Below are 23,869 nucleotides of genomic sequence, written 5' to 3'. Positions count from 1 at the left end.
GGCGCAAATACCCCGCAATAGACTGTCTTGTCTGTAAATCTAGTCCGCTTGGTACGGATTGGAAACTTTTTATTCGCACCTCCCGCCAAGCTCAGCGGCTTTTCGCGCATAATCTCCTGCACCGCCTTGGGGTTTTGCCTAATGTGTGACGGCATGAACCCAACAACGAACCTGCTGGACGGTGGCAAGAACTACCGTGACCCCAGCATCTCCCCGGAAGGCACGCGGGATACCGCGCCGCTGGACGCCGAGGTAGCCGCGCGCAACCAGCAATTGGTAGACCAGTGGGCGGATAAGCTGCACGATGCCTCTGCCGAAACCATCACCGAATGGGCCGCCGAGCACGCTCCCGGCCGCCTTGCGGTGACCATGTCCATGGAAAATACGGTCTTGGCCGAGCTCGCCCACCGCGCCGGGCTCGATGCGGATCTGCTTTTCATCGATACTGGCTGGCACTTCCCGGAAACCCTCCAGGTGGCCGATGAGGTAGAAAAGCGCTACCGGGACCTGCCCCTAGTGCGGGTGCTGCCGCTATTGAGCCCAGAAGAACAAGACGAGGTCTACGGCCCGCGCCTGTATGCCCGCGATACCGCGGCCTATAACCGCATGCGCAAGGTGGAACCGCTAAATATGGCGATGGACCCGTATGCCGGCTGGGTTACCGGCCTGCGCCGCGCCGATTCCGAGCACCGCGCCACCGCCCCGGCGCTGAGCTTGGATCGCACCGGACGATTGAAGATATCGCCCATCATCACCTGGGATTTAGACGATACGGACCGCTATATCGAGGACAACGACCTCATCATCCACCCACTCACCCTGCAGGGATACCGCTCCATCGGCTGCGCCCCGCTGACCTTCCCAGTTGGCGAAGGCGAAGATGCCCGATCCGGGCGCGTATTTGCAGACGGCAAGACAGAATGCGGGTTACACGAATAATGAGCACACTTTCCCCACACCTCAAAGACCTTGAAAACGAGTCTATCCACATCCTGCGTGAGGTGGCCGGCCAATTCGACAAGGTAGGCATCCTCTTTTCGGGAGGCAAGGACTCCGTCGTTGTCTTCGAGCTGGCCCGCCGCGCCTTCGCTCCGGCCACGGTTCCGTTCGAGCTCCTCCACGTCGATACCGGGCATAACTTCCCCGAGGTCATCGACTTCCGCGACCGCCTCGTGGAAGAATCCGGTGCCCGCCTGCACGTCGCCCGCGTCCAGGATTGGATCGACCGCGGCGACCTCCAGGAGCGTCCCGATGGTACCCGCAACCCGCTGCAGTCCGTGCCGCTGGTAGAGACCATCGCCGAGCGCGAGTATGACGCCGTATGTGGTGGCGCCCGCCGCGATGAGGAGCGCGCCCGTGCCAAGGAGCGCATCTTCTCCATCCGCGATTCCTTTGGCGGCTGGGATCCTCGCCGCCAGCGCCCCGAGCTCTGGGATCTGTATAACGGCGGCAAAATGACCGGCGAAAACGTTCGCGTATTCCCCATTTCCAACTGGACCGAGTCCGATATTTGGGAATACATCGGCGCCCGCGAACTGGAGCTGCCCTCCATTTACTACTCGCATGAGCGCGAGGTATTCAAGCGCAATGGTATGTGGCTAGCCCCTGGTGAATGGGGCGGCCCGGCCGAGGGGGAGGAGCTGGAAACCCGCACCGTGCGCTACCGCACCGTGGGCGATATGTCCTGCACCGGCGCCGTGGAATCTACCGCATCGACGCCGGATGAGGTGCTGGCGGAGATTTCCATTTCCACCCTTTCTGAGCGCGGTGCCACCCGCGCCGATGACAAACTCTCCGAGTCCGCCATGGAGGACCGCAAGAAGGAAGGCTACTTCTGATGACGACCACCCTCGCGCCGAATGTCGGCGCCCTCAAGCAGCGCGATACCCTGCGCCTGTGCACCGCCGGCTCCGTCGATGACGGCAAGTCCACCTTCGTCGGCCGCCTGCTCTATGACACCAAGTCCGTGCTTGCAGACCAGGTGGAGTCCATGGAGCGCACCTCCACCGACCGCGGCTTCGACGGCATGGACCTCTCTTTGCTTGTCGACGGTCTGCGGGCCGAGCGCGAGCAGGGCATTACCATCGACGTGGCTTATCGCTACTTCGCCACGGATAAGCGCACCTTCATCCTCGCCGATACCCCGGGGCACGTGCAGTACACCCGCAATACGGTCACCGGCATGTCTACCTCCCAGGTAGTGGTGCTTCTTATCGACGCCCGCCATGGCGTCGTCGAACAAACCCGCCGCCACCTCAACGTCGCCGCCCTCCTTGGTGTGCGCCACGTGGTCCTCGCGGTGAACAAGATTGACCTCGTGGACTATGAAGAGCAGGTCTTTCGCGATATCGAGTCCGAGTTCAACCAGATCGCCGCGCGCTTGGGCATCACTGATACCACCGTGGTGCCGATTTCCGCGCTCAAGGGCGATAACGTGGTCGAGCGTTCCTCTAATATGCCCTGGTACACCGGACCGACTGTCCTCGAGGTGCTCGAGACCGTCCCCGTGGCCACTGGCCGCGCCGATGAGCTGGACTTCCGTTTCCCCATTCAGTACGTCATCCGCGAGCACGCCTCCGATTACCGCGGCTACGCCGGCCGCGTGAAGGCAGGCTCCATCTCCGTGGGCGATGAGGTTGGCCTTCCCGAAGGCCGCACCAGCACCGTCACCCAGATTGACACTGCCGACGGCCCCGCCGACTCCGCCACCACCGGCGACTCCGTGACGCTCTTGCTTGCCGACGACATCGATCTCGCCCGCGGTGATCTCATCGCTGGGTCCCAACGCCCCGCAGCCACCCGCGAATTCGATGCCACAGTCGTTGGCCTGACCGAAAAGGACATCAAGCCCGGACAGATGCTCAAGCTGCGCTACGGATCCTCCCTGGTCAAAGCCCGCATCGCCGCCATCACTCGCACCCTGGACCTCGATGGCGTTTCCGATTTTGAGAACCCCGAGTCCGTCGCCATGAACGACATCGCCCACATCACCATCCAGACCCAAGCCGAGCTCCCCGTCGAGGACTACGCCGCCCGCGGCGCGGTGGGCAACTTCCTGCTCATCGACCAATCTTCCGGCAACACCCTCGCCGCCGGATTCGTGGGCCACCGCCTGCGTTAGTTGTTCTTCGTGCCGCTGCTGCTCTCACTTCTGTCACCGCGCATCATAATGATGCCCGTGACTCCGAGCAGTAGCGGCGTGGAGATACCGAACACCGTAGGCCCTACTACGGTTAAGTTCACGCTCAGCAGGACAACCGCCGCCACCAGAGCGAAAGCTCCGAACTTCTGCTGAAACGTCTTCTCGCTCATTACTATCTCTCCTTCGGCTACGCTTTGGCCACGATAACCTGCTCCTAGTTCCCCGCGAAAGCCTAGAACGCGGCCACTTTTGGCTGCCGCGCCCCTCTAGGCTTTTGGTACTTATGGGAAGAATACTTCTCCCACAGCGGGGCCTAGCTCTGAGAAAAATTCTGGAGTGTTGCCGGCGACCTTTCCCTGCCATTGGATTTTGTCATCTTCGTTGTAGTCCAATGCGCTGGCCAGCGTATCTCCGGCTAATCGGTCTAACCAGCCTTCTATAGCGGTTTCTTCTTCCGACATGGCAGAACCAAGTCCCGGAAGAACCGTCATTTCCACTCCCACATACGCAATCCCTCTCGGTTTCGAGACTGTGAAAATGGCGTATGCGAGTCCTGCAGTTCTCCACACCGCCCGAAGCTCTACTGCAGCCGGAGAAAGCCCATTGTCTCCTGCGTAGTATCGCTTTAGTAGGCAGTTCATCTTCTCCGCGAATTCTGTTGAATTCCAGCCATCAGTCACCTTCATTATTCCTCTGGGGATAAGGTCTTGATATTCACGGCGGCGATTAACTGTTTAAAGAGCCCAGATTCTTTTCTAATTTTCTGCATTCCAGAGCTTGCTGTATTCGTCCGCAATCAAGGGCCACATAAAAGAGCATGCTTCGTCGTAGGAGCGTACATCGGTAATGGCATGGCCGCTGATAACTAGGTCGTGGTAAATCAAGCGACCTGATTCATCATGGCGTTCCTCTGGATCTGGAAACCTTAATGCCAAGTGTCCATTGCAGCGCTCAAACACGTGGCGGGAGTTTTCAAAGCCCGAAAATGCCTCAAGATATGGCGGCAATGGGTCCTTATAGCCGCCATCGAGTAAGAACTTATGGCCCCAGTGTTTGCCTCGCGTAGCCCAGATTATTTCCATCGCGGCGACCTTTCGAGAATGTCGTTGTCGATGCTCTCGCGCAATTTCATGACGAAATCTGTAAGCAACAATTCCTTAAATGCATGCTTTTCCACCGCATTCTTTCGAGCCTCGGCAATCACCGGAATGGCTGCAGACATGAGCGGGTCAACCAGACCAGCGATACCTTGAGCCTTGGCCAGGAAATTAAATGGCATCTTGTTTACTTTGCCAAGCATCGCAAAAGCCGATTGTGCTATACCAAGTCCCCTTTTCACCATCTTTTCGTCCGCTAGGCCAGCCGGGAGAAGGCGCAATACATTCCACCGCTGGTAGCGCTGGATAGGCAAAATCGTAGATAACGGAAGCAAGGCGTCGACGCCTTTGTGCTTTTCTAAATCAATTGTGCCGTTCTTGAATTCAGCTGAAGAGATGACGATGTAGTCCTCTCCGACGGATAGAGCCTCGTCGCCGTTGACGAAATCTGCCAGAACTTTGCGCAGCGCGTTCAGTTCATCAGCGGCATGAAGAACGACGAGCTCATGGAGCCTGTGCGCATCCAACTCCGGCATGAGGTCGGCTTTAGAAAGCGCGATAACCCAGATGCGGGGAAACTGCTCCAGCCGTTCATTGTCAGCAATGATGTCGGATTTAATGCCCAGCAATGTGTTCCGGAAGGTGCCGAATAGTGACTTGAGGTAGCGATCTTCGTCGCCTTCGTGGTCGAGCAGCTTTTGTGCGTCAACCAAAACCAGAGCGACATCTGATTGGATCAGCTGGCGGAAAGTATGAGCCCGATCATTTCGTTCGCTTTCAGAGCTGACCTCTGACTCGAACCATTCGCCTGGATAGTCATGCCAAGTAATGCCAATGTGCGAAGTCTTCTTCTTCGCGTCCAAGGGCTGTGACTCTGGTACGAATTTAAAACCGAATGGAGAGGAAACAAACTTATCCTGCATCGGAGCTTGGGCTTGCTCCTTCATTCCCAAGTATTTTTGGAGCAGTTTATTTCCGCGCGCAGAATCGTCCGCTAAGAATCTGTACCCGTTCTTATGGATAGTCGATGGCTCGTGGAAGCGGCCAAAGAGTGAGGAAAGAAGGACTGTCTTTCCGCTTCCAGCCTGACCAAAAACTGCGATGTGCTGGTGAATTTGTTGTTTGCTCATAGTGCGAAAATACATCAGCTGAAAACATCATGCCTGACGCCTGCGAGAAATTCTTCAGAGGCCAAGGGGTGGGTAAAAGCGGTGGATTGATTACGCCTTTAGCTGCCTACAGATGTTGGCGGTACGTCGCCGGACATGATGACCTTTTTCTGGCCTTCATCCCAGCGGAAGCCAGCGTCAGTCGTACCGGAGCGGTTCGCGTTGCCTTCGCCTTCGCGCGGCCAGTGGTAGGTTACCGCGATCTCGGAGTCACTGACGCGCTCAATAGTGGGGGCGAATCCATAGGGCTTTGCCGTTGCGGTGCCTAAATATTCGCCATGGTTAAACAACATAATGTGGAAGGGTGAAGAACTAGTTCCTCCCTCAACCATCAGCGTTTCCCACGATAGAGATGCACAGGGATCGTAGCCTGAGGAATCGAAAAGCTGCCATCCGATGGTGCCCCACGGAGCTACTTGGGATACGCCCTCGGAGAAAGCAGCTTGGGCATCTGCCGCGCCACACGACGAAGTGGTGTCGGCTTCTGGGCTCGGCTGCTCGTCATCCATCATCACGTTCGGTGGCACCGGCCGAGTAGGTTCTTCTTCCGCCGCAGCAGAGTCAGTGGACGATTCTTCCGGCTTGGCATCGCTACTTTCTTCCGTAACGGACATTGACGCCGACTCAACCGAAAACTCCTGTGCGGTTGTATCCGACGTTTCGTCATCGCAGGAAGCCAAGGAGAAACTAATAAGGGCGGCGCTCGCTGCAATGCTTATACGGCTTATTTCGGCCTAGGTGGGCAGATGATTTAGGCATAAGATATTGCTTTCAAATTGAGGCGGTAGATGAAAAGTCAAAGGGGTGCACGCTGCGTTGTAGCGGGTGTAGGGAGACAACGCAGCAGAAGGGGAGTGACAGGGAATCGAACGCGGAATCGGGGTTAGCAGGGGTCAGAGAAATCCGCGTCATTATTGAGGGATCGGGCATTGCCGCCGTATTTAGCCTTGAGCTCGCAAACCTTTTCCACGCTGTGGCCGGCTTCATAGATGATGGCATAGACAGAGCCGCTCTCAGTACGGCTGCGCAGGGAACTACATGCGCCGCCCCGGATTATCTTGGAACCTGGGTACTTTTTGTGCACTCGGTAGGGCTCGGAAATCGGATCAGTTGCCGGCGGGATGATGACCGATTCCGCGATGAGTACGTAGCTGCCATCGCATTCGCCGTACCAATAATCTTCTGGCGGAAACTCCTCCTCGGCGGTAATGGGCCTGTCGCGAACCTTTGGAGTTTGCGTTTGCTGTGCATCGCAGAGTTGGAGCTGGTTGGTCAGCTGCTTCGGGGCGCCAGCCGTGTCCAACTTGCCCTTGTCGTAGCACTGATTGACGGAGTCTCCAGTCGTATTGTCAGACCGATACAACTTCCACTCATTATCGGTCCAGTAGAACAGTCCATAATTTGAGGATTGCTTTTGGGCCATGTAAAGCCAGGTGCCATCGCAAAACAGCTGAAGCGTGCCAATTGGAACGTCCATTAGGTCATCGGCTAGCGTTCCACACTTCTCCTCTGCGGAAGGTCCAGTGCTAGCGCTCTTAGCTTGTGTAGACGCAGCTTTCTTTTCAAGAGTGGATTCTTCTTCAGAAGCCGCTCCTTCGGTAGTTTCCTCGCTGCTGTTTTCTTGAGAATGAAAATTCGGTTCAGCGCTGCTCGAACCATCAGAATCCTTGTTTCCCGTTAGCGCCCAGGCGCCACCGCCAATAAGCGCAATGATGGCGAGAGCGGCAACGACAATAATGGCGGTGCGCGTGCCTTTGCTTGAAGATTCAGTGCTTGTTCCTGTGCCGGGGTCCTGCATAGAGGAGGCAGGCCCGTTCGAATCTGAAAGTGGGGTTGAGTCTGGTGGACCCCAAGAATTCTTGTCGTTCAAAGGTAAGGCTCCTTTGTGCGCTGTCCAGAAAGAGAAATGCGAAAGAAAGAGAATGATTAAGAATCATTCCGCGTCATACTATAGGCATAAGAGTTGCAAAGATTCTCTCGAATGGGACTATGAAAGGGGTATTTGCAACGTGCCACTTTTCTATTATGGAACTCGTAGGGATTAAGTACGTCATAATCTGTCTGACTGAAAAACCAACAGCGACCAAGCTGAGAAGTCCCAAAACCTCCTAGAAGGGCTTCATCTGATGCCTGCTTTCCGAGACAAGACCCAAATGAAGGAAACCGGGGAGGCCAATGTCCGGCTTAAGTCCAAGCATGACCAAAAATTATTTCCCCAATGAGGGGGAGAAAGGAGCCCTCGTGGGGCTGGACCGCAATCTCAACGCCGCGGAATTGCACGCAACTCGCAACCGGGTGAGTGTGTCCCCGGATCTCATCCGTCGCTTGGGTAGTGCCCTAGGCTATGACGCTATCGAGGCCTTCGGCTCCGAAGCACAGTCGGAATTGAACCAGGTCTTTGATTTGGGAGACATCATCGATCTGATGCTGCTTAGCCAGCTGTCGGACATGGAAGTCGCGCCGGGAATGGAGCAGCAGGTGGAGGGGGACGTCGCCAAGCAGCTGCTGCGGCGCATCAGTGCTGGTGATTACTTGACGCGCCGACAGGTGCATGACCGCCTGCCACGGGCGACGGTGGTGCTCTACCGCATGGGGCATCCGCGGCTGTGGGCTTTTGCTGCGCGCCAGCGCCTGCCCCAGGACGCACACAAGGCAATTCCGGGGTCCTTTCACCGCGATATCACCGGGCCGTATACGACGCCGGAAGAGGCATGGCTGGGCATGTACGTGGCAGATGCTACGCGCCTGGGTGAGCTAAATACGCAGGTAGAAGATGCGGGGCTAGACGAGGACAGACAACAGCGCCTGCGGCTGGGTATGAGCCTGGCTGATACCTACCGCCAAGTCTGGAGCTCCGCGCGCGGTCATTGGCGCGTTAGCCCTCAGACGCGTTATATCGTGCCTTCGCGTTTTGGTTATTGCCCCTTTGTTTTCCGTGTGGCCGAGGGCGGGTGGCGCCGCGATTCCTTCGATGGGAGCCACGATCGCTTTATGGCCACTGAAGGCTATTGGATTGACGTGGAGCGCGAGCGGCTCATTCACCTTGGCGCGCCTGATCCGCACGACGCCTGGCTACCCACGGCACAGGTGGCCGCCGAAGCCCCCACGGAGGCCGACCTGGCGGTCGCGCGCGTGCTCAGCGGGAAAATTATCGCACTCGGTGCTGGCCAGAAGAATATTACGATTCGCCTGCGCCAGAAGAACCGCACGTTGAACTTCGATTAGGGCGGGCAGGTATTCTCACAGGCATGGAGAATCTCAACGGACGTACCCTTTTTGTCGCCGCTGTCGATGCGGAGGCCGCGCACATTCCGGAGGGCGAGCCCCTGCTCATTACTGGAATCGGCACGGTTCCAGCGGCCATTGCCCTAACGGAGGCTCTTGCCGACGCCCGCGCTAATGGCGCCCTTCCCGAGCGCGTGGTCAATATCGGCACGGCCGGCGCGCTTGTCGACGGCATGGCTGGCGTCTTCGAAGTAGGCAAGGTCACCAAACACGACTTCAAGCTCGAGGTGCTTACCGATATCAACCGCTACCTGCTGCCAGAGGTCATCGAGCTGGAAACCTCCGGCCGCTTGCCGGTTCGTGGGCTGGCCACGGGCGATATGTTTGTCTCCGATACCGCCCTGCGCACTGAGCTGGCCCAAAAATCCCAGCTCTGCGACATGGAAGGCTATTCCATTGCCGCAGTATGCCAGCGCTTCGACGTGCCCTGCACCCTGCTCAAGCAGGTCTCCGATTCCGCGAATGAGGAGTCCAAGGGCACGTGGGCCAACGTCCTCGACCGAGGCGCGCGCCAGCTCGCCTCGGCCGCTACGGATCTAGGCTTTCTGCGCTAAATACTAAAGCGCGCCGGCGGAGGGCCGGCGCGCTGCTTGTGGTCGCTGAGTCTTAGCTCAGCGGGCTCATGGACTGGTAGAGCTGCTCTACCATATCGCGTGGAGTCTCGTCATGTTCGTAGGTGACGTCGCTGAAGTCTTCAGGATCATCCTTGGAGCCGGTGATGATGTCTATATCTGAAGGCTCGACTTCCCCGGAGCGCAGCGCAGCCATTTCGGCGTGGTAGCGCACGACAACGGCAATGGTTGCGGCCACGGGGACGGCGAGGAACGCGCCAACAATGCCGGCCAGGGTGGAGCCAACGGTCACAGAGAGTAGGACGACCGTGGCGTGCAGGCCCATGGCCTTGGACTGCAGCAATGGTTGGAGGACGTTGCCTTCTACTTGCTGAACGATGATGATAACTGCCAAAGCAAGAAGCGCGTTGGTTAGTCCATTGGATACCAGAGCGATAATAACTGCCAAAGCACCGGCGGTTACGGCACCGATGATGGGGATGAAGCTGGCGAAGAAGGTCACCACGGCGATGACGAGTGCTAACGGAACTTGCAGAGCCCACAGGCCAAGGCCGATAAGTATAGCGTCCACCATGGCCACGGCGGCTTGGGCCTGGATAAAGCCGGACAAGGTCTTCCAGATGCGCGCGCCCAGCTCAGTGACATGCCAGCCGGTGGAGTTGCCGGTGTACTTGCGCAGCCAGGGCAGGAATTTGTCGCCATCTTTGATGATGAAGAAGGTGACAAAGAGCATGATCAGCGCGGCCACGACGATGGAGCTGGCCATGGAGAAACCAGAGATGACGCCGGTGGCGATGGTGGATGCTTGACCCTTGGCAAACTTGACCACGTCTTGGAGCACGGATTGCAGCTGGTCGCTTCGGATATCGATGGGGGATTTTTCCACCATCTCCGTCAGCTGGTTAATGCCATCCTCGGCTTGGTCAATGAGCGTTTGGCTTTGGCTGGTGACCACTGGGGCCATGGCGGCAAAGACGCCGCAGAAGATAATGATCAGGCCGAGCAAAGTGCTCACGGCCGCGAGTGAGCGCGGGAATCCCTTGCCGCGCAGCCAGGCGCTGACTGGGTAGAGCACCGTGGAGACAAGGATGGCGAGCAGGACAGGGAGCAGGCCTACCCAGATGAACTTGAGCAAATAGCCCGCCAGGGCCAAGCCGGCGACGATGAGGATAAAGACCACCGAGACCTTGGCCATGGTGCGGAAGTCCTTGGCCAGGATGGCAGATTTATCATCGCGCTCAGCGGGGTGCTCGCTGGCGGCTTCTGCACCGAGATGCGCATCATCATAAGCGACGAGGGTATGCGAATCTTCTTCGCCTGGCTTCTGGATTTGCGTTGCGGTGCCTTGTTCCTGCGCAGACGGGCGCTGGGCCTCGTCGCGGGAAGATGAATTATGTGATGTAGACATTGCTTACCACTATGCCACATAAAACGTGCAGCGTATATACGAAAAGGAGGTAGCGGCCCACGGGCGGGACGCTACCTCCTGGGAGTGCCTTTAATGCGGCGGGAGATTACTCCTCGCGCAGGTTGCCTACGTTGCGGATGATGCCGAAGCGGTGCATGGTTACAGAGACTGCCTGCTCAAGGAGGTAAGGGATGAGCTCACGGCGGCCGTCGGCAAGCACGGGCTGGTCCAGCACCACGGAGTTGGAGCGCACTGCGGACTCGTAGATGGAATCCGGCACGGTGCCCAAGGCGCGCACGCGGGAGGAGGGGGCATTGGCCACGTCGGTGGCAAAAGCCTCGTCGGTAATGGCCTTGATATCGAAACCGAGGTCCTGCAGCTGGGTAGCAACCTCCGGGGTGGCGGAGATTTCCGTTGCAGTACCGGTGATGGCGGCTGCCAGCACCTGGCGAGCAACTTCGCGCAGCGCGTAGCCCTCGCCCACACGCACGCGCAGCTTGGTCAGTAGCTGACGGTAGCGGAAGATATTGGCCTCAGAGACCAACCCGGTGCGGTCGTGGTTGCGGCCGAACTCCTCCTGCCAAGCCAGCTGGTCCAGCTCTGCGGCGCGCCATAGCCAAGTGATGTCGTCCTCGGTGAGCTTGCCGGAGAGGTTATCGCGCAGGCGGTGCAGCGCGGCGAGGCTAGCTGGAGCGATGTCCACATTGCGTGGCTTGAGCTCGCCATCGGCCCATTCACCCATCTGCGCCACGTAGTTCGGGCCGCCGGCCTTAGCACCCGGGCCCATGACGGACTTCTTCCAACCGCCGAAGGACTGGCGCTGCACAATCGCGCCGGTAATGCCGCGGTTGACGTAGGCATTGCCCACCTCAACGTTGTCGATCCAGTACTCAATCTCGGCGTCATCAAGCGAGTGGATGCCGCCAGTCAGGCCATAGCCGGTGTCGTTTTGCCAGGCAATAGCCTCTTCCAACGTATCGGCGTACATGATGCCAAGGATGGGGCCGAAGCACTCATTCTTGTGGTACCAGGAGCCCGGCTGCACATTATCGCGAATGCCCGGGGACCACAGGGTGCCTTCCTGGTTGAGCTTTTCCGGCTTGAGTAGCCACTTCTCACCCGGTTCGAGCTGGGTGAGGCCGCGCAGGAGCTTCTCGCTTGGTTCCTCGGCCAAGCCGTTCATGGTCGTGGTGATATCAAAGCCCGGGCCCGGCTTAAGGGTCTTGACAGCATCCAATAGCTGGGTGCGCAGACGCTCGGACTTGCCTGCCGCGCCGACGAAGATGACCAGGGAGGCCGCCGAGCACTTCTGGCCAGAGTGACCGAAAGCGGAGTTGTAGAGGTCATCGATGGCCAAGTCGGGGTCTGCCGCTGGGGTGATAATGAGCGCGTTCTTACCGGAAGTCTCTGCCATGATGTTCATCTTGGGCTTCCAGGAACGGAAGAGTGCACCGGTATCGGACGCGCCGGTGAGGATGACATTGTCTACATCATCGTGGGAGAGCAGCGCCTTGCCGGCCTCGGCTTCATCGGTGAGCACGAGCTGCACCAAATCCGGATCCAGGCCCTGCGCCTCGAGGGCGGTGCGGAAGGCTTCCACCACGAGCTTGCCACAGTGAACTACCTGCGGGGCTGGCTTGACGATAACCGCCGAGCCAGCCGCCAAGGACGCCGCAATGCCGCCGGTCGGGATGGCAATGGGGAAGTTCCACGGCGGGGTTACCACGGTGACGGTGTGCGGGGTGAACTGGGAGTAGGACTCCTCCAGCAGGCGCGCGGACTGGCCGTAGTAGGTGCAGAAGTCAATCGCCTCAGAGACCTCAGGGTCGGTCTGAGTAACGGTCTTATTGGCCTCATACGCAGCCACAGAGATGAACTTACCGCGCTGGGAAGCAATCTCGTCCGCGACCGCCTCGAGGGCCGCAGCGCGCTCGGCGGCAGGACGCTTACCCCACTCGGTGCCGAGCTCCTTGGCGCGGGCGATGTGGCTTTCTACCGCGGCTGGGTCGGTGACCTCTGCGATGCCGTGTTCGCCCGGGTTGCGCTTGAGCGCTTCCTGTGCCCACTGGCGGTTCGGGGCAAGAGCCGAGTCAGTATCGGCCTCGTTGGTAAAGCGGCCGGTGCGCGGTGCCTGGCGGCCATCCTCCTCGAGGCGGTTCTGGGTGCGGCGGGCGCCAGCGAAGGTGTCCCAGCGCTTGGCGACGGCCCGACGGAACGTCTCTTCCTGGTCCGCAAGCGGCTCCTCGCCTGGGGCAAAGAGTGCGTAGAGGAAGTTCTGCGGTGCGGAGTTCTCTTCCAAGCGGCGTACCAGGTAGGACACGGCGACATCGAAGTCTTCTGCGTGGACAACCGGGGTATAGAGGATCTGGCGGCCGTCAAAGACCTTGCGCACCGCTGCCTGCTGCGCTGGGGACATGCCCTGCAGCATCTCCGAATCCATCATGTGCAGCACGCCGCGCTTCTTGCCCAGCTCATAGGCCATTGCCGCGGTATAGAGGTTGTGGGTTGCTACACCGATGCGGACGCTATCGGCGTACTCTTCGCGCAGGATGAAATCCAAAAGGCGGTAGTAGTTGGCATCTACGTCGAGCTTGTTGGTGTAGGTAGCCAGCGGCCAATCGTGGACCTCGCCCTGCACGGTTTCCATGGATAGGTTCGCGCCCTTTACAATGCGCACCTTGACCTTGCCGCCGCCCTTAGCCACGCGCTCCTTGGCAAAGTCAGCGACATCCTTGAGCGCATCGAAGGTATCTGGCAGGTAAGCCTGCAGCACGATGCCGGCATCTAGGGTGAGGAACTCCGGCTCGCTGAGCAGCTCCTTGAACAGGCGGATGGTCAGGTGGAGATCGTGGTACTCCTCCATGTCCATGTTGATAAAGACCTTGTCGGTGCGGTCGGCAGCAGCCTGATACAGCGGGCGCAGGCGCTCCTTGAGGCGCTCTACCGAGCCATCGATATCCCAGTGATTGAGCTGGGCCACCATGGAGGAAGCCTTGACCGAAACGTAGGTTACGCGTGGGTTCTGGATGAGCTTGAGGGTGCGCTGCGCGCGGGACTTAGCCTCTTCCTCACCGAGCACGGCCTCACCCAGCAGGTTGAGGTTGAGCTGTTCGCCGGATTCGGCGGCCTTGTCCAGAATCTTGTTGAGTGCATCAGACTCGGCGTCCAGAACGAGGTGGCCAACCATCTTGCGCATGTATAGGCGGGCCACCGGCATGACCAGGTTGGGCAGGATTGGACCGAAGAAGCCACCGGCGCCAACGAGCGCACCATTGATGCTGCCTAGGAACGACGGGTCATAGTGGGAGGAAATATCCTTCAGCGCGTGTGCGGCAACCTTGTCATCTTCTGGGCGCATGACGCGGTCGACGAAGTCCATGGTGAACTTCACGCCGTCGTCATCGCGCAGCAGGTCCGCGAGCTGTTCGGTGGCCTTATCTTCTTCGTCCGCAGTGGACTTCAACCAGTCGTGGGCGCGGCTAATCGCTGCGGGCAGGACTGCTTCCACATCATCAGAGATGGGCAAGCGGGTATTTGCAGGAGAAGTCATATGGGTTCTACCTCTATTTCAAACGGGTCACATCCTAGACACCACCCTTCACGCGGGAGTGAAGGTAGATGTATCTGCGCCGGTCTGGAATTGCTGGGCGATACGGCGTCTGGATGGTGAGCGGTGAGCTATGTGGTGCTGCAGGGTGCAGCTGGGTGAGGAGCGAACACGCGGGTGCGCGCGACGCAATGTGAGGGTCGCAGAGATTCGTGGTGAAATGCGATGTTCAGCGGGCCTTTATGCGGGCCGAATGCGGACGGGAGGCCTATCGCTGCTGCGACGAACGCGCGCCAGGTTGGTGTTCAACACTCACCTGCTTTCTATGACGTGACTATAGGGGCAGAGGAAGAAACGTGAGCGGTATAGCGCTCTGACGTGCGGCAACCCTGCAGGTTCAGGCTGCGATTGTTGCCTAGGAAATACTATGAACTTTGGTGTTGTCGTAATTATAGGGAAGCACCAAACGTGATGCTAGTCTCCTTTGCAAAACGGTAACGGGGGTAGAAAAACAAAAAATAAACCCCAGCATGTGGGGTTTAGAGGGGGTATTGACGCATCCGGGGGTAGCCCACCCCCGGATTGTCCAACAATTGGGTTCTAAGAACCGTAGCCGGCCTTGAGCGCCTTCACTGCCAGCTCAAGCCGCGACTTGGCGTGGAATTCACTGAGCAGGGTGGACACATACTTCTTCACTGTGCCCGGTGCATAGTGTGTGCTCTTGGCAATTTCTTCATTGGATTTGCCTTGGCAGACCAGGTCCAAGACCTGCTCTAAAGCAGGCGAGATGTGGTGGTTGTCCTTAATCTTCGCGGTCGCTGCTGCTGTATTAGCGTCGGTGCCCTCAGTGTTCCAATCAGGAAGCTGTTCAAATAGGCGGGTGAGGGATTGCGGGGTGACAACCGTGCCGCCGCGTACAGCCTCACGCACAGTATCCAAAATGTAGACCGGCTTGGAGCTTTTCAGAATATAAGCCGCAGCCTTATTGGCCATGACCTCTTTGAGGGTTTCATCATTGTCCATTGCGGTCATGGCGACGAAGACCGGTGGGTCTTCCAGCTTATTGACCTCACGCAAGAGGGTAGTGCCATCCATCTCGGGCATATGGATGTCCGCGACAATGACGTCAAAGTCCTGCTCCTGCAAAAGCGCGAGAGCGACCTTGCCATTTTCTGCGGTGGCGCGCACCTCCATGTCCTCAGCCGAGGCAAAATAGCGCCCCAAGGCCTCAAGGACAAGTGGGTCGTCATCGACGACCAAGAGGGATGTTTTTACCTCCCGCACCATGGTGCAGGGCAGCCGAAAGCGATATCAACAGGAGATTCGTATTTCGTAGTTTGCGGCAGCTCGCCGGGTGTAAGGCCAGCGCCGAAGATGGAAGAAGACAACATCAGTGGGGCGAGAAAGCTAGCGAGTGCGGCCTGCATGAGGGCGCTCCTTTTTAAAGATTTGTATTTGCCAGAAACAAGCGACAGCTTAGTGCAAGAATTAAACGCTTGCTATACAACGTGGTGGAACTAACGCCGCTTATGGAGACTGGGTGGCAGAGAAAGAGTCAACTCCCATCTTTCCGATTCCAAGTTTGTCTCTAAGCGTGCGTCGATCGTAGCAGCGATCCGAGTCATCGAGGACATTCCAATACCGGAGGACATATCGGTGGTCTTGCTCGTGGGTTTTGCAATGGGATTTGTAATGGTTACGACAGTCCAACCCACATGCGGGCGGACAGAAATCGTAATTTCTGCGCCCGGAGGTGAATACTTCACGGCGTTAAGGCATGCTTCCGTAGTGATAGCCGCGATGGGGTCGAGGATCTCCTGTGGGAATTCCGGCGCAAACTCCTCACCGCGTACTTCTACTACGGGCGCCCGGTTGAGGCGCTGAAGGCGCTCTTCTTCCTCTGAGATGAGTTGAGCAAAACTCGTGGGTTTTGTCGTGGTGCCAAAACTCATGCCATCGTTTACCCCATCAATGTTGTTGCGCAGGACCTTTGTTAGTGCGCGAACCTCGGACATTGATGAGCGCATGGAATCACTGAGTGCATCGAGCTTTCGGACTAGCTCCGGCTGTTTGGAGTATTCAAGGCTGAGAGCCTCCAATTGCATCGTATTTACGGTCAGATTAGAAACTACCGAGTTGTGCAAGGTTTCAGCGAGATCAGATTGACGACGCTTCACGTCATCGTTCCACTCCATCATTGCGGATCTGTAGCGATCAGCTGAGTGCGCGAATATTGCTCCAATAACGCCGCCGACTCCAATAAGCATTCCCCACGTAAGGGCTGGTGCAGGGTGCAAGCTTAAAGTGAGCTCCACAGGATCGACTAGTCCACAAAGCCACAGAACCAAACCTATTGCGATCGTGCGTATGTGCTTTCCGTGATACGCCACTACTGCAAGAAACACAGGAGCGAGAAATATTGAGCTAACAAGAGGGGTTCTGGCGAGAAGCGTGGCGATCGCCCAAGTGATGACGAACGCGGCGCTCATGCTCAACGGCCAGCGGTAAGCAGTCGTAGCAATGGCTGTAAGGGCCAGTCCCAAGACTGCTGCGGACAATTGATATTCAGTGGAGGTAAGGAATGCGCCAAGTAGTGTCAGTGCTACACAAATCACCGCGGTTAGGGCGGCTGTTCGCTGCAGGGTCATGGCCGCGCGGATGCGTTGGTGAAGGGGTGGCTGTGAAGGTTTCGACACGGTGCTGTCCACGCTTCCTGGATGCTAAGGCTCAATGGGGTTTATCTCCCTAGTGTAGGTACAGCGAACGTGAAACAGCGATTGAAAACAGCGAAACCCCCGCACCTTCGTGCACGGTTCCTTGTGGTGGGTTCCGTGCGGAGGTAGAAGGTGAGGGGGTTTAGCTGGTCTTCATGAAGGAGTGCAGAGTGCTAATTACTTAGCTTCTGCAGCAGCCTCTGCGTCATCCTTGGAGGACAGGCCCTCGAATACGGAGGCCAGGCCCTCGGAGTCGGTGTTGGACTCGGAGGAAGCCTCGACGAGGCCCTTGATGCCCTTGACGAGTGCCTCGAAGTCGATGGCGGAGCTGAGGTCTACTAGGGAATCGAACATATACATTCCTTTCGGATAGGCGGAGTAAAACTACAATCTCTCTCTGGGGTAGCAGCTCTTAACTGCTGTGATTCCTAGTATGCGGCAGTGGGGGCGCGCCGCCAATCCTCTTTTGGATCCTTTCTGAGGTAACTTTTGGATCCTCTTAGAGATGTTTAAGGATCTCCGTTTGGGTATGAGGCTGTGTGGGGGAGGGGGTTAATGGGCAGGGGTGGGAAAGTGGGCGTCGGAAAGAGCGGCGGTGAGCTGGTAAAAGTGGGACATTTGAGAAAAAGTTGAGTCTTGGGGAATAACTTTTGTAGGCTGCCCGTTGTAGAGATTGAGTGACACAGGCTCAAGGTTGTGTGACTGGGTGTGAAAGTTCTGTTACAGTAGCGCTCGGACACAACGAGAAGTTGAGTCACTGACAGTCAACTTTATTAATTACCCCAAGATAAAAGGAGAAGAAATCATGGGACGCGCAGTAGGTATTGACCTTGGTACGACGAACTCCGTCGTTTCCGTACTGGAAGGTGGCGAGTCCACCGTTATCGCTAACTCCGAGGGCTCTCGCACCACGCCTTCCGTCGTTGCCTTTGCAAAGAACGGCGAAATTCTGGTGGGCCAGTCCGCCAAGAACCAGGCGGTAACCAACGTTGATCGCACCATTCGTTCCGTCAAGCGCCACATCGGCTCTGACTGGAAGATCAACATTGACGATAAGGACTACACCTCCCAGGAGATCTCCGCCCGCACACTGATGAAGCTGAAGCGCGACGCGGAGGCTTACCTTGGCGAGGATGTTACTGACGCCGTTATCACCGTTCCTGCATACTTCGAGGACGCACAGCGCCAGGCCACCAAGGAAGCTGGCCAGATTGCAGGCCTGAACGTGCTCCGTATTGTCAACGAGCCAACCGCAGCCGCTTTGGCTTATGGCCTGGAAAAGGGCGAGCAGGAGCAGACCATCCTGGTATTTGACCTGGGTGGCGGCACCTTCGACGTCTCCTTGCTGGAAATCGGCGATGGCGTGGTTGAGGTTATGGCAACCGCCGGCGATAACGAGCTGGGTGGCGATGACTGGGATCAGCGCATCGTTGACTGGCTGGTAGACCGCTTCAAGACCTCCCAGGGCGTTGACCTGACCAAGGATAAGCGCGCCGTGCAGCGTCTGCGCGAGGCTGCAGAGAAGGCAAAGATTGAGCTGTCCTCCTCCCAGCAGGCCAATATCAACCTGCCGTACATCACGGTTGACTCCGATAAGAACCCACTGTTCTTGGACGAGACCCTGACCCGCACCGAGTTCCAGAAGATCACCCAGGATCTGCTGGATCGCACCAAGGCTCCGTTCAACCAGGTCATCAAGGATGCTGACCTTTCCGTCGGCGATATTGACCACGTTGTTCTCGTTGGTGGCTCCACCCGTATGCCGGCCGTATCGGACCTGGTCAAGGAACTCACCGGTAAGGATGCCAACAAGGGCGTTAACCCGGACGAGGTTGTTGCCGTAGGCGCTGCCCTGCAGGCAGGCGTTCTGCGCGGCGAGGTCAAGGACGTGCTGCTTCTTGACGTCACCCCGTTGTCCCTCGGCATTGAGACCAAGGGTGGCGTGATGACCAAGCTCATCGAGCGCAACACCACCATTCCGACCAAGAAGTCCGAGACCTTTACCACCGCAGAAGACAACCAGCCTTCCGTGCAGATTCAGGTCTTCCAGGGTGAGCGCGAGATGGCTACTGCCAATAAGCTCCTCGGCTCCTTCGAGCTCGGCGGCATTGCTCCGGCACCGCGCGGTGTTCCGCAGATTGAGGTCACCTTCGATATCGATGCCAACGGCATCGTCCACGTGACTGCAAAGGACAAGGGCACCGGCAAGGAAAACACCATCAAGATTCAGGATGGTTCCGGCCTGTCCCAGGAAGAAATCGACCGCATGGTCAAGGATGCTGAGCAGCACGCCGAAGAGGACAAGAAGCGCCGCGAGGAGCAGGAGCTGCGCAATAACGCAGAGTCCACCTCCTACCAGACCCGCAAGTTCTTGGACGACAATGCTGACAAGGTATCCGAGGATGTTAAGACCAAGGTTACCGAGGCTGCTGACGCCGTTGATGAGGCTCTGAAGGGCGATGACCTCGAGGCCATCAAGTCCGCAGTGGAGAAGCTGTCCACCGAATCCCAGGAGATGGGCAAGCAGATCTACGAAGCACAGGCTGCTGAGGCTGGTGCTGAGGGCGCGGCTGATGCTGGCGCTGCTCAGGGTGACCCGAACGTCGTCGACGCTGAGGTAGTTGACGAGGATGAGAATAAGGATGGCAATAAGTAATGACTCAGGACAGCGGAATGCCGCATAACCCAGGCGACCCGGAAAACACGGATCCGGAGGCTACCTCGGCTGACCGCGCTGAGGCTGCTGCCGAGCAGGCTGAGGAGGCCCAGGCCGCGCAGGAAGCGCAGGCTGATGCCACCGAAGAAGCCGAGCTGGATCCCACTCTCGATGCTGACCTTGAAGAAGCGCTGGCAGACGTCAACGCTGATGAGGTAGAGGCCGAGGCCGCGGGTGAAGAGCCCGCTGGCAACGGCGTCAGCGATGTGGAAGCACAGTTGGCAGAACGCACGGAAGACCTACAGCGTCTGAATGCGGAATACACCAACTACCGCCGCCGCACCGAGCGCGACCGCCAAGCCGTAATCGAGACCGCCAAGGCCAAGGTCATCGCAGATTTTCTGCCTGTCCTTGATGACCTGGAACTGGCCGATGAACACGGTGACTTGGAAGGCCCGCTCAAGGCTTTTGCGGATAAGCTCCACAGCACGCTGGAAAAGCACGAGCTTGCCGCCTTTGGCGAAGAAGGCGACGCCTTCGACCCGGAGGTTCACGAGGCCGTGCAGGACTTGTCTTCAGGCGATGAGCAGGTGCTGGGCACCGTGTTGCGCAAGGGCTACCGTGTGGGCGACAGGCTCGTCCGCAATGCCCTGGTCATCATCGCGGACCCCAGCGATGAGTCCAGCGGCTCGGAAGATTCCGAGTAAATAACATAAAGGGCGCCCTGGGAACTGACGATTGACCTTCCCGCGGCGCCCTTTTACTTAACTTTATCGATTCTCTTTGAAAGGAGGAGATGCCCAGTGAGCGCTAAACCCGAATGGGCAGACAAAGATTATTATGCGGATCTGGGGGTCTCCTCGTCCGCAGAACAGAATGAAATTAAGCGTGCCTACCGCAAGCTAGCACGCGAAAACCACCCCGATACCCACCCCGACGACCCCGCAGCAGCGGAAAGGTTCAAAAAGGTGGCGGAAGCCTACGACGTGCTTTCCGATGCCTCTGAGCGCAAGGAATACGACCAGTTCAAGGCCATGCTCCGTAACGGTGGGGGCTTTGGACGGATGGGAGGCGCCGGATTTCCCGGCGGGTTTCGATCCACGCGCATGGGTGGACAAGGTGCGCAAGAATTCGACCTCTCGGACCTCTTCGGAGGATCCGCTGGAGGAGCGGCTCAGGGCGGCGGTGTTGGGGATATCTTCGGTAGCGTTTTCAACCGCGGCGGTGGTGCTGGCCACTCAGCTAAACCGTCGCGGGGGGCCGACGTCGAAACGGAAATAACCCTCGAGTTCCGCGAGGCCGCCAAGGGAACCACCATCCCCCTAGCGCTGAGCGGAAATGCTCCGTGTACCACGTGCCACGGCTCGGGTTCTGCATCCGGCAAGACCTCTACCTGTGGCACCTGCAGTGGCACCGGTTTTACCTCTGAAAACCGCGGCGCCTTCGGCTTTTCCGCCCCCTGCAAGGATTGCGATGGCACCGGCCGCCGCATCACGGACCCGTGCAAGGACTGCCACGGTACCGGCACGGTTCATCGCACCCGCAATATCACCGTGCGCATCCCTGCCGGCGTCATTGACGGCCAAAAGGTTCGCCTTGCTGGTCAGGGCGAAGCCGGCCCGAACGGCACTCCAGCCGGTGACCTCTTCGTGGCGGTAACCGTCAAACCGGACAAGGTCTTCACTCGAGAAGGCGATGACCTGCACGTTACCGTCCCGGTCTCCTTCACGGAGCTGGCCTTGGGCGATACCATCGCAGTTCCTACCTTGGATAACCCGGTACGCGTGAAGATCCCCGCCGGCACGCCGGATGGGCGAACGCTGAGGGTGCGCGGAAGGGGCATCGCCAAGCGCGGGGGCAACTCCGGTGACCTTTTGGTTACCGTTCAGGTCACCGTGCCCACCAAGCTCGATGCCGCCGCCTCCAGTGCCCTGCGTACCTATGCTCAAGCGGAAAAGGACTCCGGTTTCAACCCGCGTGCGGGTTGGGCCGGCGCCGAGAAGGCTTAGGGTAGGAGGTGTGTTAAGGAATGAGCACTGGAAAGGCAGAAGATTCCGGCACCGCGGTATATGTGATTTCCGTGGCCGCGGAACTATCCGGAATGCACGCCCAGACCCTGCGAACCTATGACCGCATGGGCTTGGTTTCCCCGGCTCGCACCCGTGGCGGCGGCCGCCGCTACTCCGACCGCGATATCGAGCTGCTGCGCAAGATTCAAGCGCTATCCCAAGACGATGGCGTCAATCTTGCCGGAATCAAGTCCATCATCGAGCTGACCGAGGAACGCGATCGCCTTGAAGCCGAGCGCGACGCCCTAGCTGAAGAGGTTCGGACCCTGCGCGAACAGGCCGCCGGGCGCCGCCCGCAGCGCAGCGGCGAACTTGTCCATGTCCCTCGGTCTACCTCCGTGGTGATGTGGAGTCCGCGTACCGCGCGCGAGCGTAAACGCGCCCGCGGCCGTGGTAACGGTCAGGACTAATTCTTACTCTGCAGACGAGTACATCCCGCCCCGCAGCCAGCGTCGCCGCTGGCTGCGGGGTTTTCTTCTGCCTGCACAGTGACGGTGTGATGTTAAGGCTTGCAAAGGGGATAGCTGCAATCAGTGCGCGTTGCAAAGTTTGGGGTTAGTATATTCAACACAAAGGTGACCTATGGCACATAAACCATAACGAGTGTCATGTACCACCGATGATCCTCGTATTCTCCAGGAAAGGACACGCACCATGACCCTGTACGCAGCTCCGGGAACCGAAGGCTCCATCGTCGATTACCGCGAACGCTATGACAACTACATTGGCGGCCAGTGGGTAGCACCCGTCGACGGCGAATATATGGACAACATCAGTCCGGTCAACGGCGAGGTATTCTGTCAGGTAGCTCGCGGCAAAGAAGCCGATATCAACCTGGCTATCGACGCCGCGGAAAAAGCCTTCGAGACCTTCGGCAAAACCACTCCAGCCGAGCGCGCATTGCTCCTGCACCGCATAGCGGACCGCGTCGAGGAAAATCTGGAAAAGATCGCGGTCGCTGAAACCTGGGAGAACGGTAAGGCTGTGCGCGAAACCCTTGCCGCCGATATTCCGCTCGCCGTAGATCACTTCCGCTACTTTGCCGGCGCCATCCGCGCCCAAGAAGGCCGCCTATCCCAGCTCAACCAGGACACCGTGGCCTACCACTACCATGAGCCGCTCGGAGTAGTGGGCCAGATTATCCCGTGGAACTTCCCGCTGCTCATGGCCGCTTGGAAGATCGCGCCCGCACTGGCTGCAGGTAACTGCATTGTTATGAAGCCAGCGGAGCAAACCCCTGCCTCAATCCTGCTTCTCATGGATATTATCGGTGACCTCCTCCCTGCTGGCGTGCTCAATATCGTCAACGGACTAGGTGAGGAGGCAGGCGCGGCACTCTCTGGCTCGGACCGCATTGCCAAGATTGCCTTCACCGGCTCTACTCCAGTGGGCAAGATCATCAACAAAGCCGCCGCAGACAAGGTCATCCCCGTCACCCTGGAACTGGGTGGTAAATCCCCATCTATCTTCTTTAAAGACATCATGGATGAAGATGATTCCTACCTGGAAAAGTGCGTTGAAGGCTTCGTTATGTTCGCCCTCAACCAAGGTGAGGTCTGCACCTGTCCATCCCGCGCCCTGGTGCACGAGGACATTGCGGATAAATTCTTGGAGCTGGCCATTGAGCGCGTGAAGAAGATCAAGATTGGCCACCCACTTGATACGGAAACCATGATGGGCGCGCAGGCTTCCGAGGAGCAGATGGACAAGATTAAGCAATACCTGGAGATCGGCCCGCAGGAAGGCGCGGAGACCCTCATCGGTGGCCACGTGAACAAGGTAGAAGGCTTGGAAAAGGGCTACTACATTGAGCCCACCGTGTTTAAGGGCAATAATGACATGCGCATCTTCCAGGAGGAGATCTTCGGCCCAGTACTCTCTGTAGCCACGTTCAAAGATTATGACGAGGCGATTGCCATCGCTAACGCTACTAACTTTGGCCTCGGTGCAGGCGTATGGTCGCGTAGTCAAAACATTTGCTACCGCGCCGGCCGCGATATTCAGGCCGGCCGCGTATGGGTAAACCACTACCATGACTACCCGGCGCACAGCGCCTTCGGCGGCTACAAGGAATCCGGCCTTGGCCGTGAGAACCACTTGATGATGCTGGGCCACTATCAGGAGACTAAGAATATGTTGGTCTCCTACTCGGATCAGCCGGCCGGCCTGTTCTAAAACACCTCCCGCGGGTAAATCTGTGCAGGCGGTTC

General features: G+C 58.1%; 22 protein-coding genes. 10 read left to right on the top strand and 12 right to left on the bottom strand.

Annotated features, from left to right (window positions below):
- Positions 1-153: 153 nt before the first annotated feature.
- From ACLI1M_RS10755 to ACLI1M_RS10745, 3 genes are read left to right on the top strand one after another with little or no spacing between them, the layout of a single operon-like run.
- Positions 154-939 carry a phosphoadenylyl-sulfate reductase gene (locus ACLI1M_RS10755; protein WP_200288572.1) on the top strand — a complete coding sequence of 262 codons (786 nt, stop codon included), beginning with the start codon at positions 154-156 and terminating at the stop codon, positions 937-939.
- Positions 939-1,838, top strand: coding sequence for a sulfate adenylyltransferase subunit CysD (gene cysD / locus ACLI1M_RS10750; RefSeq protein WP_200288573.1), 900 nt, complete (start codon positions 939-941; stop codon positions 1,836-1,838). The genes ACLI1M_RS10755 and cysD overlap by 1 nt, the downstream gene beginning before the upstream one ends.
- Positions 1,838-3,121 (top strand): sulfate adenylyltransferase subunit 1, encoded by a 1,284-nt coding sequence (locus ACLI1M_RS10745; protein WP_200288574.1) that lies wholly within the window; start codon positions 1,838-1,840, stop codon positions 3,119-3,121. Before cysD ends, ACLI1M_RS10745 begins: the two co-directional genes overlap by 1 nt.
- Here the strand turns inward: ACLI1M_RS10745 and ACLI1M_RS10740 are convergent.
- From ACLI1M_RS10740 to ACLI1M_RS10715, 6 genes are all read right to left on the bottom strand, one after another.
- Positions 3,118-3,312 (bottom strand): hypothetical protein, encoded by a 195-nt coding sequence (locus tag ACLI1M_RS10740; RefSeq protein ID WP_200288575.1) that lies wholly within the window; start codon positions 3,310-3,312, stop codon positions 3,118-3,120. The two genes, ACLI1M_RS10745 and ACLI1M_RS10740, sit on opposite strands and share 4 nt — an antisense overlap.
- Before the next feature lie 111 nt (positions 3,313-3,423).
- Positions 3,424-3,828, bottom strand: coding sequence for a hypothetical protein (locus ACLI1M_RS10735; protein ID WP_200288576.1), 405 nt, complete (start codon positions 3,826-3,828; stop codon positions 3,424-3,426).
- 69 nt (positions 3,829-3,897) lie between these two features.
- On the bottom strand, positions 3,898-4,224 hold the full coding sequence (locus ACLI1M_RS10730) for a hypothetical protein (RefSeq protein WP_086588807.1): 327 nt from the start codon (positions 4,222-4,224) through the stop codon (positions 3,898-3,900).
- Positions 4,215-5,369, bottom strand: coding sequence for a TRAFAC clade GTPase domain-containing protein (locus ACLI1M_RS10725; RefSeq protein WP_200288577.1), 1,155 nt, complete (start codon positions 5,367-5,369; stop codon positions 4,215-4,217). Before ACLI1M_RS10725 ends, ACLI1M_RS10730 begins: the two co-directional genes overlap by 10 nt.
- Positions 5,370-5,467: 98 nt before the next feature.
- Positions 5,468-6,022, bottom strand: coding sequence for an LppP/LprE family lipoprotein (locus tag ACLI1M_RS10720; RefSeq protein ID WP_200288578.1), 555 nt, complete (start codon positions 6,020-6,022; stop codon positions 5,468-5,470).
- Positions 6,023-6,291: 269 nt separating this feature from the next.
- A complete protein-coding gene (locus tag ACLI1M_RS10715) occupies positions 6,292-7,278 on the bottom strand; it encodes a hypothetical protein (RefSeq protein WP_239208680.1) in 987 nt (328 codons plus the stop codon).
- 326 nt (positions 7,279-7,604) lie between these two features.
- On the opposite strand from ACLI1M_RS10715, the gene ACLI1M_RS10710 reads away from it, so the two are divergent.
- Together ACLI1M_RS10710 and ACLI1M_RS10705 are read left to right on the top strand one after the other, a co-directional pair.
- Positions 7,605-8,633: a hypothetical protein gene (locus ACLI1M_RS10710; RefSeq protein WP_411706569.1), complete on the top strand. Its 1,029-nt coding sequence runs from the start codon at positions 7,605-7,607 to the stop codon at positions 8,631-8,633.
- Positions 8,634-8,656: 23 nt separating this feature from the next.
- The gene (locus ACLI1M_RS10705; protein ID WP_200288580.1) at positions 8,657-9,247 is read left to right on the top strand and encodes a nucleosidase; all 591 of its coding nucleotides are present in this window, start codon (positions 8,657-8,659) and stop codon (positions 9,245-9,247) included.
- 52 nt (positions 9,248-9,299) lie between these two features.
- Here the strand turns inward: ACLI1M_RS10705 and ACLI1M_RS10700 are convergent, their stop codons facing one another.
- The 6 genes from ACLI1M_RS10700 to ACLI1M_RS10675 all read right to left on the bottom strand — a co-directional run bounded on the left by ACLI1M_RS10700 (position 9,300) and on the right by ACLI1M_RS10675 (position 17,288).
- The gene (locus tag ACLI1M_RS10700) at positions 9,300-10,673 is read right to left on the bottom strand and encodes an AI-2E family transporter (RefSeq protein ID WP_200288581.1); all 1,374 of its coding nucleotides are present in this window, start codon (positions 10,671-10,673) and stop codon (positions 9,300-9,302) included.
- A 106-nt stretch (positions 10,674-10,779) separates the two neighbouring features.
- Entirely contained in the window at positions 10,780-14,223 is a 3,444-nt protein-coding gene (locus ACLI1M_RS10695; RefSeq protein ID WP_248100036.1) for a bifunctional proline dehydrogenase/L-glutamate gamma-semialdehyde dehydrogenase, read from the bottom strand.
- 597 nt (positions 14,224-14,820) lie between these two features.
- Positions 14,821-15,480 carry a response regulator transcription factor gene (locus tag ACLI1M_RS10690; RefSeq protein WP_234288155.1) on the bottom strand — a complete coding sequence of 220 codons (660 nt, stop codon included), beginning with the start codon at positions 15,478-15,480 and terminating at the stop codon, positions 14,821-14,823.
- A gap of 11 nt (positions 15,481-15,491) precedes the next feature.
- Entirely contained in the window at positions 15,492-15,647 is a 156-nt protein-coding gene (locus ACLI1M_RS10685; RefSeq protein WP_023020010.1) for a hypothetical protein, read from the bottom strand.
- Positions 15,648-15,737: 90 nt separating this feature from the next.
- Positions 15,738-16,418: a sensor histidine kinase gene (locus ACLI1M_RS10680; protein WP_232212556.1), complete on the bottom strand. Its 681-nt coding sequence runs from the start codon at positions 16,416-16,418 to the stop codon at positions 15,738-15,740.
- A gap of 693 nt (positions 16,419-17,111) precedes the next feature.
- Positions 17,112-17,288 (bottom strand): hypothetical protein, encoded by a 177-nt coding sequence (locus ACLI1M_RS10675; RefSeq protein ID WP_023020008.1) that lies wholly within the window; start codon positions 17,286-17,288, stop codon positions 17,112-17,114.
- Between the two features lie 451 nt (positions 17,289-17,739).
- Here ACLI1M_RS10675 and dnaK point away from each other — a divergent pair, with 451 nt between their 5' ends.
- The 5 genes from dnaK to ACLI1M_RS10650 all read left to right on the top strand — a co-directional run bounded on the left by dnaK (position 17,740) and on the right by ACLI1M_RS10650 (position 23,834).
- A complete protein-coding gene (gene dnaK, locus ACLI1M_RS10670) occupies positions 17,740-19,590 on the top strand; it encodes a molecular chaperone DnaK (RefSeq protein ID WP_023020007.1) in 1,851 nt (616 codons plus the stop codon).
- Positions 19,590-20,297, top strand: coding sequence for a nucleotide exchange factor GrpE (grpE, locus tag ACLI1M_RS10665; protein WP_034655552.1), 708 nt, complete (start codon positions 19,590-19,592; stop codon positions 20,295-20,297). Before dnaK ends, grpE begins: the two co-directional genes overlap by 1 nt.
- A 96-nt stretch (positions 20,298-20,393) precedes the next feature.
- Positions 20,394-21,599, top strand: coding sequence for a molecular chaperone DnaJ (gene dnaJ / locus ACLI1M_RS10660; protein WP_023020005.1), 1,206 nt, complete (start codon positions 20,394-20,396; stop codon positions 21,597-21,599).
- Between the two features lie 20 nt (positions 21,600-21,619).
- Entirely contained in the window at positions 21,620-22,069 is a 450-nt protein-coding gene (locus ACLI1M_RS10655) for a heat shock protein transcriptional repressor HspR (protein WP_023020004.1), read from the top strand.
- Between the two features lie 244 nt (positions 22,070-22,313).
- A complete protein-coding gene (locus ACLI1M_RS10650; RefSeq protein ID WP_200288584.1) occupies positions 22,314-23,834 on the top strand; it encodes an aldehyde dehydrogenase family protein in 1,521 nt (506 codons plus the stop codon).
- Positions 23,835-23,869 lie beyond the last annotated feature (35 nt).

Origin of the sequence: Corynebacterium sp. LaCa54, assembly GCF_046717495.1 — a bacterium.
Classification (GTDB): Bacteria; Actinomycetota; Actinomycetes; order Mycobacteriales; family Mycobacteriaceae; genus Corynebacterium; species Corynebacterium kefirresidentii.
The sequence above is the reverse complement of the archived record's forward strand: the minus strand, read 5'-3'. Positions and strand labels throughout refer to the sequence as shown.